Genomic DNA, 15,108 nt, shown 5'->3' with positions numbered 1-15,108 from the left:
GCCTACGTCCGACGCTCTTGCGTAGCACATTATTGATTTCAGAGAGTCGCTTGAATAGCGTGTTTGAATGCGTCTCGTCCCGGTTTTGGATATAACTCTCGGCAGAGTTGGAACGCTCTGAGATACTGTGTTAGCTTATCTTTCGAGATGCCTCGATGTGGTGAGAGCCACCGTCGTATCAGCAACGCGTGGCTCTCGCAGGTATTGATGTGAATCTCGTCGTCAGCGTATTCACCGTGGACGACGCATTCAACACGGTGCCCTTGTCCTCTTCGACTCTACAGCGACAGCTCAGCAGTATCAACAATCTCCTACGGAAGAGCAAACTATATTCGGTACTTCCCGAACGTCGCTTCGTGAACTGTGCTGAGTCATGGACGAACAGAGCGAATGCCGGTGTGGTAACTGAGTGAACAGGAAATAGAATCCACGGATGAGGAGAAGTGAAGTAAGAAGGCTGAGATACGCTGTTCTAGGCGAATGCTGTTGCTCACCAGGAGCTTGCCCACGGCCGCGGGCTGGCGTCAGCCCGCGGCCGGCGCGTATGCTTCTGGCACACCTGTTCCGTTCATCTCGATCTCCCAACTCCGCTCTAGCTCTTCCTCTAATGCATGTCTGATCCAGTCAGAGAAGGTCTTGAACGTGAATTCCTCGGGCAGGTCGCGCCCGCCCCGCTGGGGGGGCGACGACGACCGCCCATCGAAGCACAAGCCAGAGGTTCTCCAACAGGAATCCAACCAGGACGAACGCGAAGCGGATGATTGGGTCTTGTGTCGTCGTTACCACTCGTGCTTGGCGAAATACACGGTAGCTCGTTTCGATCGCTGACCGTTTTCGATAGAGCCGTTCGACTTGTTTCGGCGTGCGATCGGCCAGATCGCACGCCACATAGCCTCGAACGACCTCGCCGCTTTTCCCGCGATCTCCGGCGTGATATGATACAGCGACCGCGAGCGGGAATTCCAGTTCCCGCTCGCGGCCTTTGTACATCCGATAGGTTGTCATGTACGAGCAGTGCGTATCCAGCTTCTTCCTCATGCGCTTGCCCTTCTTTTGGACGGGAACGACAGTCGCAGCAATCTCCCGTGAGCGGCGCAGAATACGTTCGTTGTAGAAGCCACGATCAGCCAACAGAAGCTCTATCTCGAAGGGATAGGCTTCGACGCGGTCGAGGACGCGCTCGACCGCGTCGGCCTCTTTCTCATCACTACGGACGTACGTCATCGCCAGCGTCACTGGCTTTCCGTTCGAGACGAGATACGCCGTGCAGTACCGGTGGCACGTCGTTGTTCCGTCTTTCGCGTGCATGCGGCAGAGTTCACCTTCTTCATCGGCGTACGTTCCGTGGTAGGGGTTATCGACGAAGTCAATGGAGACGATCCTCGACCGATCAGGGTCGAGGATCGTCATCGCCACCTCCCTGAGAAGGCGGTTAGCAACCCGCTCAAGCCACTCTCGGTTGAGCGTATGGAGCCAGTCCATGACAGTATCATCACAGGCAGCGTTGTCGTTGTCCTTGCACGTCTCCCAGATGGACGTCTGATTGACTGCTGCAAGAATGACAACAACCCAGATATCGCCGGGATCGAGGGGCGAGCCCTCGATCCCTGGCAAGGGGAGCTGGCAGATGACGTCTTCCGCTAAATCTTTCACGTCCGAATCCGAAAGAACACCGTCTGGCTGAGGGATACTGAACACATTCACTCAACCAGACATCTTCCTCATGAGACCAACGCTTTAGCTCCAGCTCTCACACCAGTCGGGAAGTACCGATATTGGCAACGTCGGAATCGTCCATCCAGCACAGATCCCGCTGCTCTCTGGCGCAGAGAACGACATCCTGCGCGTGGATGAAGATAATGACTACAACCTGACGCCAGCGGTGCTCCTCTATCACCTTTCGCAGGATATCGTGACGGACCAGCTCCAATCTAAGCATGAATATGAGACTCTAATCTGGAACGTAAGCGATCGATACCAGGTGCTCTACCTGCCAATTCCGCAAAGAGCTGGACGAAGCCGTCCAGAAGCGTGCAGAAGGGTTTGCTACACTTACAGAATCACTCAATGAGAAGGTGGGTCGTATTGAAGACGCAGAAAAGAAAAGCGCCAAAGTAGAAGACTAATTATGAGCACCGTCTCAATAGCAGCGTCAGACATTCCCGAAAGCGAGCTCCAGAAGAGTGGGCTCTCGATCAGTAATATCGTCGCGACGCTCTCATTGAGACGGGAATTGAATCTCACAGCGCTCGCCTCTGATTTAAATGAGTCAGAATATGATCCAGAACATTCCCCGTTTTTGGTATACCGTCCATTTGAGGATAGAGGACCAACGTGCCTGATTCCAGCGAATGGCAAGATCAGCTTTGCTGGAGCGAAGTCGCGAGACGATCTATTGGATGGAGCAGAAGCACTGCTTAATGAATTTGAATCACTCGGGATCGATATTCAGCAGGCATCAGGAAAGCTCCAGTTGCAGAATATTGTCGTCCAGGGAGACCTAGAGAAAGAACTTAATCTCGAAGCTATCATTGTCCTTTTAGGACTAGAACATACAGAATATGAACCTGAACAGTTTCCTGGAGTTATCTACAAACCGAATGAAGATATTACAGCTCTGCTCTATAGAACAGGGAAATTTGTCATTGTTGGATCAACGAGCTATAGAACAGCACTAGACGCGGCCAAATCCCTCAAGGCCACGCTCAAAGATGGTGGCATAGAGGAACTGTAAAATATCTGTCTAGAAATATTTAAGGAGTCTATATCGATCCATTTTCTTCTTGTTTGATGAACCGGGCTCAGGTTGACTACTGACCAATTCTAGGACGAGACGATCAGTTTCCCCCATGCGTTAGCGTGACGAGTCAGTTTTTTGCACCAGAATGGACTGAGGCGCACACTCGTGTGCCTCGAGGCCACGAATGAGTACAAATCGACCACTCCAGAGCGACTCGCATCGAGATCGACCGACAAACGAGTACACGAGCGACCGCGATCGCAGCTATCCAGGAGACGTTGCCCGACTGAACGGACACGAACTCGTCGCGATCGACGAGTGGCTGCCAGGCGCGGAGCCAACACCGTACGAACTCAATCTCACTGATGGCTACGAGTATCGGACACGCTACTGGCGCTGCAGAAAGTGCAGCCAAGAACGCAACCATCGCGACGAGTTCACCATCCCCTGCGACAACCCCCAGCCGGCGACTGCCCTCGAGGCAGGTGGCTACTCGATTGACGACCCACGAACTCGTCGTGCCCTGAACGAGAAGTTGGACGTCCGCTTTGCGACAGTGGGTCCGGTCTACGAAGTCGAGAGTGAGAGCGGGAACACTTACGAGGTCGATATCGAGGCAGCGACGTGTACCTGTCCTGATTTCGAGCAGCGCCAGCCAGACAACGGCTGTAAGCATCTTCGCCGTGTCGACCTCGAGATCCGCACGGGGCTTGTCCCTGCGTCGGATGGTACTTTCAGCCGCTGACTGTCGAGTGATCTCGTCACTCGAGACGGTTTGTATCCCCTGAAAGGGGTGCGGGGGCTCGAAGGAGCCCACCGTAGCAACCCATGAGACAAAGAGAGACAGCAATCACATCGACAGCCACTGAAACAACTCGGTTCCTGAACCGAGGGATCGCCAGATGACTGACCGCGATGAGTGTCGGATGCCGACGTGTTCAGAACCTGCTCGCGATCGGACAGGGTATTCTGGTCGGTTCTGTTCGGACAGCTGTGAGGTCCGCTACGAGCACCTCCAAGCGGACGCTCGAGATGCTGCAGTCGACGAAGCCAAGGGTCGATACTGATGCTCGAGCAGATCGATCACCGTGGTAAGCGTTTCACGATCGGTGACGAGGACAGTGTCGACGACATTGCTCGTGAACGGTGTCGGCAAGCCGAACTGCTCGAACGGCAGGCTCAGCGAGAGATCCGTGAACTCGAGCGTGCGAAGGCAGTCGCTGGACCAGGCAGTACAGATTCTGATATGGAAAACTCGACCGATGACACGGGACTTGCGGTACAAAAGACACACCGTATTTCCTGAGAAGAACACCTCAAATCGAGATCAGCTGTAAGCAATGATGAAACTCTCCCTTCATAGATAGTTGTAGTGTAGTTGGATAGCGATTTGCCGTCAGACCGATTTCGTAGCAGTCTCATGAATGGTCTCTCAATGGTGAATCAAGTGTGTCGCTGGGGGTTAGCGGATCGCTGGAATCGATAGATTCCACGATCCGCACCGAGAACAGTACGCATCTCCGCCAGCAACTCGTCGTCAAAGAGCTTGAGAACCGACTTCTTCGTCGTCAGATCACTGCAAAACAACAGCAGATCGAACAACTTGAGGCTCGCCTCAAGCGGTACGAAAACCCAAACACACCTCCCAGTAAGCAGGGTGGCGTGGCTGGATCACCTGGCAACGATGACAGCGACGAGGAAGAGAACGAAGACCAAGGGGACGACGCTGGCGGCGACGCTGACGCCGCCAGCGGCTCCTCTCCAGGACGTGACGAAGGTCACGAAGGAACAACTCGACCGCCTCCGGAACCAGAGGAGACTATTCGAGTCGATCAGGGATATTGCCCAGACTGTGAGCAAATCCTCTCTAACCCGGACAGCTACATCTCACGGACGATTATCGACATACCTCTCCCTATTCCAACCACTGTCGTCGAGTACGAACTCGGCAAACACCGCTGTTCCTGTGGAAACGAAGTCGTTGCTGAACATCCAGACTGCCCGGAAACCGGGCGGTTTGGGCCAAATATCATGGCCCAAACCGCCCTCGGTAGGTTCCATCAGCGACTTCCAAACCGTAAACAGGCGGAGCTGTTTGACTGGGAACTCGATACACCCATCTCTCATCGGACGATCTACAACCTGACCAAGCGGGTCGCAGACCGGCTGCGACCCGCGTATGACGATGTCAAAGCCCGTATTCAGGAAAGTGACGTCGTCTACTGCGATGAAACGGGATTTCCTGTTGACGGAGAGCAACACTGGGCGTGGACGTTCGTTACTGACGAAGAAGTGCTGTTCTGGGTTGATGAGAGTCGTGGAAGTCAGGTGTTAGAGGACGTCCTCGGCGAGGACTTCGCCGAGGACTCAACGCTCAGCTGTGACGGTTGGTCAGCGTATCCGAGCTATCACACGAAGCTCCAGCGGTGCTGGGCACATCTGTTGCGGGAGGCGGAGTACGTTGCTGAACGGTACGAGGAAGCAGAGAGGTTGTCTGAGGAGTTACACGCTCTCCATGACGATTTAACGGCGTTCGACGAGGAGGATCCGTCCGCCTCCGCCCGCGAGCAAAAGCGGGCGGAGGCGTCGTTACATCTGGAAGGCCTGATCAGGGAAGACTACGAGGCACAGGAGGTCAAGAAGCTGATCGAGAAGATCAGGAACGGGTTAGGGCACTGGCTGACGTTCGTTACAGAGCCAGACGTCGATTCGACGAATAATCGCGCAGAGCGCGCTCTGCGCGAGCAAGTTGTGCTGCGGAAGATGTTCCGGACCCTCCGCTCAGCCGAAGGGGTCCAGATTCACGAGACGATTACGACCATGTTAGCCACGTGGAAACGACGAGGACTTGATCCGCCTGAACAGCTCCAGTCCATCCTCGGTGGGCAAGAACTCAGATTAGGATGAGAGGCATCACTGGCCGGTGAATCCTGGTCACGCTATCCAACTACGTTGTAGTTGATGCCCCACGCACACAGAGTTCACTCTGCACACGGTGTGTCTCGAGTCTCGAAAAGCGGTATGTCCGGCGGATCGGGAACAGCGATCAACACCGGACGGGACTGAGGGTGGGCGATGATTGAATCCGGGCAGTGTCGCGCGCAGTGGATCACGCGACAGGTGATATATTCGATGTCCTCATTATCAATCTCTTCCCGATTCCCAGTTACGCGGACGCGACCGCGTATGACACGAATCATCTGCCAGTCGAAAACACACTGAGAGTTCCGTTCTCAAATCGAATACTCTTCTGCCAGTTCAACCAGGTTGTAGACGTGAATTCCGGGTTCTCAAACACTGAGACTACTGCGGACACCGTGGTGTGAGAAAAGACAGACACCCCACCATGTCCGCTATTCTTCGAAAAAACATGTTACTATAACAGCAGACATAGGGGTGTGATCTGACTGGCAATGAACGATCATATCTGGCCTTTCCGAAGACCTGTTATCGGAACGACGGACACAGTGGTGTCTATACGAGTACAGACACACCACCATGTCCGCTGTTCTTCGGAAAACATGTTACTAGAACGGCGGACATAGTGGTGTTAGAAAATATCGGCTTCTGAAATTGGCCTGCTCAAGACTCATGACGGGGTTTAGGAGGCTTAGGTACAATATGAGATTGAAAGGAGACACCCACCCCACTACGTCCGCAGTTCTTCTGAAACTAAGGGAGAGGTGGTGCTGATAAACCGATTGTCATACAACCACCTAACAACCACTAGTATGCTTCTAGATATCGTTCGGACAGTACCACTGTCTACATAATAAATCTTTCTCTATCTAGATACTGATCTCAGCGTATGTCCTTATTTGAGAGAGTTACTGCGGACACGGTGGGGTGGGTGTGTGCTGAGTATCTTTATAAACTCCCAGAACAGCGGAAACGGCGGACACTGCGGCAGGGGGTGGTTTTAATATCTTCCACTCTAAATGTATTCCAAAACAGATGGGTGGAATGTTCGAGCGGGATCTGGATATTTACCGGAACCGAGACGCACTGAGGGAAGACTATCAACCCGATACTCTCGTTGGTCGCGATGAGGAGCTTGAACGATACAAAACGGCGCTTCAACCGGTAATCAACGGGGAACAACCGAACAACATCTTCCTCTATGGAAAGACCGGTGTTGGGAAGACCGCAGGAACCCGATTTCTTCTTGACCATCTAATTGATGACGCGGCTCAGTATGATGATATCAAGCTCACCGTAAAGATGCTAAATTGTGATGGTCTCTCAAGCAGCTATCAAATCGCAACAAGACTCGTCAATAAATTCAGGGACGAATCAAATCAGATCTCTACAACTGGATATCCTCGTTCCACTGTCTATGATATGCTATGGGAAGAACTCGACAAATGTGGTGGTACGATCCTTATCGTTCTTGATGAGGTTGACCACATCAATGATGATAGCATTCTCTACCAACTTCCTCGAGCCCGTGCGAACGGAAATCTATCCAAAGCGAAAATTGGGATTATCGGGATCTCGAACGACTTTTCCTTTCGTGATAATCTCTCGCCGAAAGTCAAGAGTTCCCTGTGTGAGGAAGAGATACAGTTCCCGGCATATGATGCCCAGGAACTCATCCAGATCCTTCGTCAGCGCGCAGACGTAGCCTTCTATGATGGTGTTCTCACTGACGGTGTTATTGAACTCTGTGCTGCATACGGTGCTAAAGACGCCGGTGACGCCCGCCAGTCATTGGATCTTTTGATGAAAACTGGTGATCTTGCACGAGACCGTGATACCAAGACGATTACAGAAGATCTTGTCCGAGATGCTAGAAATGAACTTGAGCGAGGACGAATTCGCGAAGGAATCTCCGGATTGACTCAACACGGTCATCTCGTTCTCTATGCACTCATCACACTTGACAAAGAGGAGGAGGAGACACCAGTTCGGTCTCGAGATATTCGGCCCAGATACACCAGCTTTGCCAAACAGATTGGGGTTGATCCGCTTGTTCCTCGTCGGATGCGCGACCATCTCGGTGAACTCTCTATGTTAGGAATCATCTCCGCTGTCGAACGAAATGAAGGACGGCGTGGTGGAACTTATCGAGAATATTCTGTTGATATGGATATCAACATGATTCTTAATGCACTTGATGAGACTATCACAGAGGTCGGTATACATGAGTCAATAGCCGATATCTTTACTGAAGACACGACGCTCGAACGGTACACCTGAGCCTGATTCTGATATTACTGCGGACATAGTGGTGTTGAGTCGTGAACTCGTCTGGAGAGTTCCGTTCTCAAATCGAATACTCTTCTGCCAGTTCAACCAGGTCATAGACGTGAATCCCAGTTTTGAACCAGAGCACCCGCTCGCTCGTTTCACCGAAGTCATCATTCGAGCAGTCTAACTGTTCAGAGACTGCGACAAGGAGATTCTCAGCATCTGCCTGGCGTATTTTCTTCAGCTTCGACTCGAGATATTCGGGTGTCCAGAATCCGATGATCTCGAGAATCGCTCGCCGACCGTCCGGATGCTCGATCGCGAAATCGGGGATCATCACCTCATCACCGAGGTCAAACACATCGTTTTCGCGTAGTAACTCCCAGTCCGTGGTCGCTCGCTCCCATTTCTGGGCGAGTGTCTGCTCAAGATCGCTATCGAACCGCTTGCCAGTACTGTAGTGTGAATCGAGTTCGTCAGTGTCGTCCAGCCTGAGTTGCCGTGTCTCACCCGCTGTCTCATCAATAAGTACTGTGGCAGTCATCTCCCAGCGGTCACAGAGGGGCAATGCTGGCAGAAAGTTCGCCAACCGGATGCCGTACTTTTGCGATTGAGAGAACAACGACGCTGGCCCGTCAAGTATGGCCTCGTAGCCATCGGCACGGTCAGTTCGTTCGACACGCTTGCCATCAGAATCGATCGGATAGATCCGATGCATCAGTCCGAAGAGTTTGACGTAGCTGAATACCGTCCCGAAATGATCCCAGACACGGATTCGCATCTCGGTCGCATCGTAGAGGACTGCCTGGGCGAGCGCAAGATTGTAGCGAGTGACCAGCCAGTCGACCGTCAGGTCAGTGTGTTCGTACTCGCCATCGCTACTGCCAGTCAGTGTCGTGGTCGTAGTCGATTGCTCGCCAGCACCGGCATACTGGTCAGCGGTCCGTGTGCCGATCTGGACAAGTCGTTTGTTTTCCTCGAGGTCAGCATACATCCCGCGGTAGCATGCTTCGAGTGTGATACCCAACTCATCAGCAACTGCACTATACACCTCGATCCTCTGTGTGTCGTCACCGAGCGTAGGCTGGCGAACAACCGGATACCGCTCGTTCGCTTTCTCGAACAAGTGCTGGCGGATCTCATGAGGCTCAACTGGAGACATGACTTCGAACTCACACTCGTCGAGAAACAGTTTCGCCAGTCCCTGGACGATCTTGTAGTCGGTATCCGCTACAGTGAGTTCGTCGATCGCGTCTTCGAGATCGCCTTTCGGCTCACCGAGATGGGCATCGAACAGCGCAATGAGTTCGCGTGCCGTCTCTCGATAGTTCTCGTCCGTTGGATCGATAAACAGCGGCTTGATCGCATCGCCGGTGGTACGAGAGCGAGCCAGATCAGCCGTCAACATTCGTCGTCACCCCCTGTCGGCGCTGTTGGGACACGTACGTTTCCATCGTATCTGCCGTGATGATCTCATAGAGTCGGGCCGGTTGGCGGTCATCTGTCGGCCGGAGGATGCGTCCAAGCCGCTGGGCATACTGCCGCTTCGAAGCGCTTCCCGACAAGATGATCCCCACGTTCGCAGCGGGAACGTCAATCCCCTCGTCGAGCACCTGTGACGTTGCCAGCATCGAGTACTCGCCAGTCCGAAACCGCTCGAGAATCTCGGTGCGCTCGTCCGTCTTCGTTTGATGGGTGATGCAGGGGACGATAAATTCCTGAGAGATTTCGTAGGCGAAGTCATTGTTCGCAGTGAAGATGATCGCGCGGTCGTCGTGGTGGCGTTTGAGCAGGTTGTCGAGCGTCTCGAGTTTTTTCTCTGCCGTTCGGGCGATGCGTTCGGCGCGCTGCTTGGCGATGAGTGCCCGCCGTCCCTTCGGATCGTAGGACGTCCGTTTGAGGAACTCCTGATAACCCTCCTCTTTCCAGAGATCAAACTCGTGGCTATCGACGAAGTCGCGATAGATCTGGTACTCCTCGTCGTATGTCTCCCGTTCCTCTGGCGTGAGCTCGACAGACATGTGGATGGTTTCGTACTCGCTGAGGTACTCGCCAGCAAGTTCGTCGACAGCCTCTTCATAAACAACCGGACCGATGAGATCCTCGAGGAGCTCATGCTTTCCGTCAGGCCGTTCGTAGGTAGCAGTCAGTCCCAACCGATACGGTGCAATCGTCATCTCGGGAATCTGCCGGTATGTCGGCGCTGGCAGGTGATGTTCTTCGTCGACGACGAGTAAGCCGAACTGGTCGCCGTATTCGTTGATGTAGCGATAGGCGCTATCGTAGGTGGTGACGGTAATCGCGGTGACTTCGTGGCTGCCGCCGCCGAGAACGCCGATCGGCTCTGTGATTTGATCGCTAAAGGCGTTGGTGAGTGTGGCGTGCCACTGATTCATCAGGTCAATCGTCGGTGTCACGACAAGCGCACTCACGCCGGCGTCAGCGATTGCCTGCAGTCCAAGAAAGGTCTTCCCGCTGCCAGTCGGGAGAACAACACTCCCTCGACGGCTGTGGTCGATCCAGGCGTCGAGGGCGGCCTGCTGGTAGTCACGCGGTTCGATGTGGAGCGCCGGTGTCAGATCGAGTTCTGGATAGCTTCGGGCAGCATCGTGGAGAGATATAGAACGTGGTAATGCATCTTGGAGTGTTGTCTGTCCGTTGCTGTCGGACCAGCCACCAGCCCACTCGAGAAGTTTCCGATACCGATAGGCCTGCACGCGGTACTCATCAATGCGATCGTCCCACTCCGCAAAGGGGACCTCGGCAGGCGCATCTTGGAGCACGAGTGTCCCGTCGTCGAAATCGATCCGCATTCGGTGTGTAGTTCGAAGGGGCCAATCGGGTTGAGTCTATGGATTCCAGGTACCACCTCAAACGCGATGGCTAGGTGCGGTTAGTCGAATAGTTCACTAACTCGGGAATCCTCAGAAAGAGCTTCAGTAACCAGTTCTGGCCGAATTGAAAACTGATATTGGTAATATGATCCGCCTTTCGGCCCTTTGTTCTTTTCTTCAACATCAAGAAACCCTTTTAATGTCAACTGCGAGAGTCGGTCATGGACCGTCCGATCAGTACGAGGGTCAATACCGATCCGATCCGCCGCGATCCGATACCGTTTGTAAATCGCGGAGCGCTTTGCGGGGAGTTTATTTTCGGTCTCAAGCGTCAATAGCGCGTATAATGTGAGCTTCGAGTGCGTCGGTACTCGCAACAACTCTTCCCACACCTTATCGCGTTCAACTGCTCGATCGGCCTCTCGAACATGGCGCTCAGTTACCATTTCTGCACCTTCGTCGCGAGCGATATCCCCTGCTTTATAGAGTCGGAGAAGCGCCTGCCGTGCAGATCCGCTACTCTGGCCGGCGAATGCGGCGGCCAGCGGGATTACGTTCTCGTCGAGGACATGCCTTGTTTTGCCGCCGATTGACGGCAACTTCAGACGTTCTCACAGGAAGGTTCCGTCAGATTAACCGGGAAATGGACGCCGTCTGGCGATATGGCATCGCTCAGACGACTAGCGCGAATGTGTCGAGACCTTGCCAAACAGCACGTTGACGATCCGGACGTACCCGCCGCGCCGGATGGCGCGGACGGGTACGCCAAGTGGACACAGATCGCGTTAATTCTGTTCCGCGTCGAACTGGAGAAGAGCCTCCGTGAGACTGAAGACTACCTCAACGAGATGCCAGGTGTTCTTGCTGTGTTCGATCTCGACGAGGCACCGCACTACAGCTCGTTCTGTCGGTGGGAGCAGGAGTATCAGATGCGTGAACTGCGCCGCCTGCTCCGCGCTTCGGCGGAGCAGGCGGGCTGGAGTGGTGAAGCTGCGATTGATGCAAGTGGCTTCCAGCGCGATCAAACCAGCTACCACTACCGCGACCGAGCGAACTACTCATTCCAGTCGATGAAGACAACGATCTTGATCGACGTGAACTCACTGGCGATCAAGGACGTTCATTTTACGACGCAGAAGGCCTGGGACGGCCACATCGGGATGCAGGTCTTCCGCCGGAACGCGGAAGACCTGCGTGTGTTGTCTGCTGACGCGAACTACTCGTGGAGCGACCTCCGTGAGGAGTGTCGCTCCGAGTCAACGCGACCGTTGATCAAGCACAGGGAGCAGACACCGTTGCAGAAGGCCCACAACGCACGAATGAACGATGACTACAACCAGCGCTGGATGAGTGAAACCGGCTTCTCGCAGTTGAAGCAAGACGACGGCGAGAAGCTCCGCTCCCGGAGCTGGCACGGCCAGTTCCGGGAGCTAACTCGCAAGTGCATCGTGCATAACCTAACGCAGGCGGCGAGTTAGGGCTCGCCGCCTGCTCCCCTTTTCCGGACGTATCCGGGAGAGGCATCGCCGTCGTCACCGGAACAACGGAGCAAGGTACCATAGTTTTGACTCATCAGCAATCGCTGTGACTGACAGCTACTGCATCTTCTGAGGTCGAAAAGCCGTCTCTAACGTCGTGAAATTGTAGATCAGCAACCCCACCCCGATGCCGTCTTGCGTTCAACAAGGCACGAGGACATCATCGTGAAACGCTTGTTCGGATCGTTGTTCCAGAATTCGCCGAAGCTGGTTTGCGTCGTAAGGAGAAAACAGAATCTCCTCATCGCATAGCGAATCCTTCACTCGAGCCGAGAGATTATCTCGGAAGGTGAAATCATTCGAGATACCGATAACACCGACCTGAGTATTTTCGACTAGATTGTTGTCGTTTGCCCGAGGAACCTGGTAGAGAATGTCGTCGTCGTTACCAATCGAATCAACTTCATCCAAGACAATCAAACAGTGGGTTGCCTCGAGATCGTTTAGATGGTCCCAGAGCATTTGATTGATCATACCCGAGGGGTAGCCAGTGGTCTTGATCTTGTCGTCGGGTTCGCGAAATTCATTTACAAGATTTGCAGCGACTTGATAACTCGAGGAAAGAGATTTACAGTTGAGAAAGACGGTGTGTAAATCGACATCATCCATTGGCTCGAGATCGGTGGAAAGACGTTCAAGGACCAACTTCGTTGCGAGCGTTTTCCCAACACCGGTTTGGCCATAGAGGAAGAGGTTCTTTGGTTGTGCACCGTTCACAACAGGCCGAAGAGCGGATTGATAGGCCATTAACTCATCATCTCGCTCAATTAGCGTCTGCGGGGTGTAACTATCGCGAAGGACATTCTCGTCGCGAAAGATAGTCGAGTCACGAGTGAATGGCTCGAGTCCCATTACAAGCAACATTCAAACTAGGAATAATAAAACCACTAGTTCACGAGTTTCATGAGCTTCATTCGTCTCATTTGTCGGTCGGCATCCCAACCCCCTCCCCCCACTTTTCACGAGTGTTTTTGATATCAAGCCTATGGGTAAGACTGAGACCGAGAGTATTGAATAGAGAAAATTATAAGTGTCTATGTAAAAAACCAGAACCGCACTAGACATAGAATCTTTCTATTCATTAGATACTTACTCTATGAGAAGCACAGACAATTTCTTTGGCCGTCCCACTTGTTTCGAACTCTCGTGAAAAGTGGGGGGAGGGGGGCGTCGAACTCTATATTCTTTGAACGTTATTGATTCACAGTACTAATTTATTTCCTCCAAAATAACGCACTCTCAAACACTCATGAAATATGGGGGGTGTCCGTTCAGTCCTCGAGAACCTCACTCGGTCTCGAAGCCCCAGCGTTCGAGTTCCTCAGCAACGATCTCTGGCCGCCGCATCGCAGCGACATACGCAGCCTCTCGAACGTCCGTCTTCGAGACATTGGTCCCGAGTTCGTCTTCGACCGCGCCAACGAGTTTCCCCTCGACATCTTGGACGCTGCTGCGAAGATAGAACTGGACCATATCTCGGTCCTGTTTGACGTTATCCCGCGTATAGACCCAAGGAACACCGCCATCATCACGGCCTGATTGAGGAAGCTCTGGCACGACTCCATCGTTAGCAGTCTCGACTACTTCCTCGATAGCGGCATCGTCAGTGATTATTTCGTCCTCGGGTTCCTCTTTGAGGGCATTATCGACAACGTCGTCGACGTCCTCCTCGTTCTGGTCATCCGTGTCGTCGACGTTATCGCTAAACGGATCGCTGCCAGCTCCTTTCTTCATCGTTCACCGACCTCTGTGATCTCTGCAGCCAGTTGCTCTAACTTCTCGAGCGTCTCCATCTCATGGTCGCGTTTCCGATCACGGTGGTGCTCAACGTAGTAGCGAGGAGTACACTGCTCTTTCCAGCAGCCTTGGAATAGCGACTCCCGAGTACGAATCGCGACCGGTGCTGGATAGCCGCGGTTACGGATTTCCTCGAGGTACTCCTGTTGGTCACTTGTTCGACCGATGCCGTTCGGGACTCCCGCGAGGACTCCGATCTCGACCTGCTCATCGCCGTTCGAGATGGTGCCTTCAAGGCCGTCGACGAGCTCTTCGAGGCCGTAGATACTTTGCATCCCTTTCCCCGTCGGCTCGATCGGGATCACTAGCGATCGCGTCGCGTTAACTGCGTTGTAGAGGTGTGGTCCCGCAGTTGCTGGCGGATCGATGATGATTGTGTCATACTCGCTGGGGACGCCAGCTTCGAGGAGGACACGTCGCAGCTGGTCGGTTGGATCAAAGTCCTCGTCGAGATCGGCGGCCATCTGCTCGGCTCGAGTCAGGAGATCACCGAGTCGCTCCATCATGTTGTGGCTTGGGACGACATCGAATCCGAAATCAGTCTCGAGGATGAGCTCGTTGAAGTCTCCTTTCGGCCGGTCGATCAAATGGCGAGCCAAGTTGTCTGCGTCGCCATCGTCGCGTGGGGCATCGACGCCGAGTAAGTGAGTCAGCGATCCGTACTGTGGATCAAGGTCGACTGTCAGGACGTTGCGACCGACGCGGGTGTGTTCGTCAGCGAGTGATGCAGCAAGTGTTGTCTTTCCAACGCCGCCAGCCTCCGAATACGTGGCATAAGTAAGCATGTATTATCGGATGAACTGATTGATTATAGTTTTTCGCTAGTCCTCCTAGGTGGGTTTATTGATTGGCCTAACCGATTAGTCTACCTAAATACACCTCTTTACCTAGACGCCGGCATAGATCATGGTGGCTTCAATTGACGGGTCTCTGTCCAACTGACTTCCCGAATACTGTTCCAAAACTGCTTCTGCTGCCTCTTTGAGCACTCATATGTAGAACAGACCGC

11 protein-coding genes and 3 pseudogenes are annotated in these 15,108 nt (G+C 53.5%); 6 read left to right on the top strand and 8 right to left on the bottom strand.

The annotated features are described in order from the left end of the window. Positions 1-38: 38 nt before the first annotated feature. Both MU558_RS22660 and MU558_RS22655 read right to left on the bottom strand, forming a co-directional pair. Positions 39-251, bottom strand: a pseudogene (locus tag MU558_RS22660) (IS1595 family transposase); the annotation flags it as partial. A 273-nt stretch (positions 252-524) separates the two neighbouring features. Then, positions 525-1,698, bottom strand: a pseudogene (locus tag MU558_RS22655) (ISH3 family transposase). Between the two features lie 430 nt (positions 1,699-2,128). Here MU558_RS22655 and MU558_RS22650 point away from each other — a divergent pair. The 5 genes from MU558_RS22650 to MU558_RS22630 all read left to right on the top strand — a co-directional run bounded on the left by MU558_RS22650 (position 2,129) and on the right by MU558_RS22630 (position 7,939). Next, complete coding sequence (locus MU558_RS22650) at positions 2,129-2,734, top strand: TATA-box-binding protein (protein ID WP_246976837.1); 606 nt, start codon at positions 2,129-2,131, stop codon at positions 2,732-2,734. 190 nt (positions 2,735-2,924) lie between these two features. Then, a complete protein-coding gene (locus MU558_RS22645) occupies positions 2,925-3,485 on the top strand; it encodes an SWIM zinc finger family protein (protein WP_246976834.1) in 561 nt (186 codons plus the stop codon). A 321-nt stretch (positions 3,486-3,806) separates the two neighbouring features. Further along, positions 3,807-4,046 carry a hypothetical protein gene (locus tag MU558_RS22640; protein ID WP_246976831.1) on the top strand — a complete coding sequence of 80 codons (240 nt, stop codon included), beginning with the start codon at positions 3,807-3,809 and terminating at the stop codon, positions 4,044-4,046. A gap of 143 nt (positions 4,047-4,189) precedes the next feature. Next, entirely contained in the window at positions 4,190-5,647 is a 1,458-nt protein-coding gene (gene tnpC, locus MU558_RS22635) for an IS66 family transposase (protein ID WP_246971934.1), read from the top strand. A gap of 1,047 nt (positions 5,648-6,694) precedes the next feature. Further along, complete coding sequence (locus MU558_RS22630; protein WP_246976828.1) at positions 6,695-7,939, top strand: orc1/cdc6 family replication initiation protein; 1,245 nt, start codon at positions 6,695-6,697, stop codon at positions 7,937-7,939. A 67-nt stretch (positions 7,940-8,006) separates the two neighbouring features. Here MU558_RS22630 and MU558_RS22625 read toward each other — a convergent pair whose 3' ends face one another. The 3 genes from MU558_RS22625 to MU558_RS22615 form a co-directional block, all read right to left on the bottom strand. Then, positions 8,007-9,338 carry a DUF790 family protein gene (locus MU558_RS22625; protein ID WP_246976825.1) on the bottom strand — a complete coding sequence of 444 codons (1,332 nt, stop codon included), beginning with the start codon at positions 9,336-9,338 and terminating at the stop codon, positions 8,007-8,009. After that, positions 9,325-10,743, bottom strand: coding sequence for a DEAD/DEAH box helicase family protein (locus MU558_RS22620; RefSeq protein ID WP_246976822.1), 1,419 nt, complete (start codon positions 10,741-10,743; stop codon positions 9,325-9,327). Before MU558_RS22620 ends, MU558_RS22625 begins: the two co-directional genes overlap by 14 nt. Positions 10,744-10,823: 80 nt before the next feature. Further along, entirely contained in the window at positions 10,824-11,363 is a 540-nt protein-coding gene (locus MU558_RS22615; protein WP_246976820.1) for a Cdc6/Cdc18 family protein, read from the bottom strand. Between the two features lie 63 nt (positions 11,364-11,426). Between MU558_RS22615 and MU558_RS22610 the strand changes: the two genes are divergently transcribed. Beyond that, positions 11,427-12,242: an IS5 family transposase gene (locus MU558_RS22610; RefSeq protein ID WP_246972198.1), complete on the top strand. Its 816-nt coding sequence runs from the start codon at positions 11,427-11,429 to the stop codon at positions 12,240-12,242. Between the two features lie 213 nt (positions 12,243-12,455). On the opposite strand, the pseudogene MU558_RS22605 reads toward MU558_RS22610, so the two are convergent. The 3 genes and pseudogenes from MU558_RS22605 to MU558_RS22595 form a co-directional block, all read right to left on the bottom strand. Then, positions 12,456-13,154 (bottom strand): annotated as a pseudogene (locus tag MU558_RS22605) (Cdc6/Cdc18 family protein); the annotation flags it as partial. A gap of 435 nt (positions 13,155-13,589) precedes the next feature. Next, positions 13,590-14,036, bottom strand: coding sequence for a DUF7970 domain-containing protein (locus tag MU558_RS22600; RefSeq protein WP_246976817.1), 447 nt, complete (start codon positions 14,034-14,036; stop codon positions 13,590-13,592). After that, a complete protein-coding gene (locus tag MU558_RS22595; protein ID WP_246976814.1) occupies positions 14,033-14,884 on the bottom strand; it encodes a ParA family protein in 852 nt (283 codons plus the stop codon). The genes MU558_RS22600 and MU558_RS22595 overlap by 4 nt, the downstream gene beginning before the upstream one ends. Between the last annotated feature and the right edge of the window lie 224 nt (positions 14,885-15,108).

The organism is Natribaculum luteum (assembly GCF_023008545.1).
Classification (GTDB): domain Archaea; phylum Halobacteriota; class Halobacteria; order Halobacteriales; family Natrialbaceae; genus Natribaculum; species Natribaculum luteum.
The sequence above is the reverse complement of the archived record's forward strand: the minus strand, read 5'-3'. Positions and strand labels throughout refer to the sequence as shown.

Bases quoted from the DNA above. Each gene is read 5' to 3' on its own strand.
- MU558_RS22640 (WP_246976831.1), top strand. From the start codon at position 3,807: ATGCTCGAGCAGATCGATCACCGTGGTAAGCGTTTCACGATCGGTGAC.
- MU558_RS22600 (WP_246976817.1), bottom strand. From the start codon at position 14,036: ATGAAGAAAGGAGCTGGCAGCGATCCGTTTAGCGATAACGTCGACGAC.
- MU558_RS22595 (WP_246976814.1), bottom strand. From the start codon at position 14,884: ATGCTTACTTATGCCACGTATTCGGAGGCTGGCGGCGTTGGAAAGACA.
- MU558_RS22610 (WP_246972198.1), top strand. From the start codon at position 11,427: ATGGCATCGCTCAGACGACTAGCGCGAATGTGTCGAGACCTTGCCAAA.
- MU558_RS22645 (WP_246976834.1), top strand. From the start codon at position 2,925: ATGAGTACAAATCGACCACTCCAGAGCGACTCGCATCGAGATCGACCG.
- MU558_RS22620 (WP_246976822.1), bottom strand. From the start codon at position 10,743: ATGCGGATCGATTTCGACGACGGGACACTCGTGCTCCAAGATGCGCCT.
- MU558_RS22650 (WP_246976837.1), top strand. From the start codon at position 2,129: ATGAGCACCGTCTCAATAGCAGCGTCAGACATTCCCGAAAGCGAGCTC.
- MU558_RS22625 (WP_246976825.1), bottom strand. From the start codon at position 9,338: ATGTTGACGGCTGATCTGGCTCGCTCTCGTACCACCGGCGATGCGATC.
- MU558_RS22630 (WP_246976828.1), top strand. From the start codon at position 6,695: ATGGGTGGAATGTTCGAGCGGGATCTGGATATTTACCGGAACCGAGAC.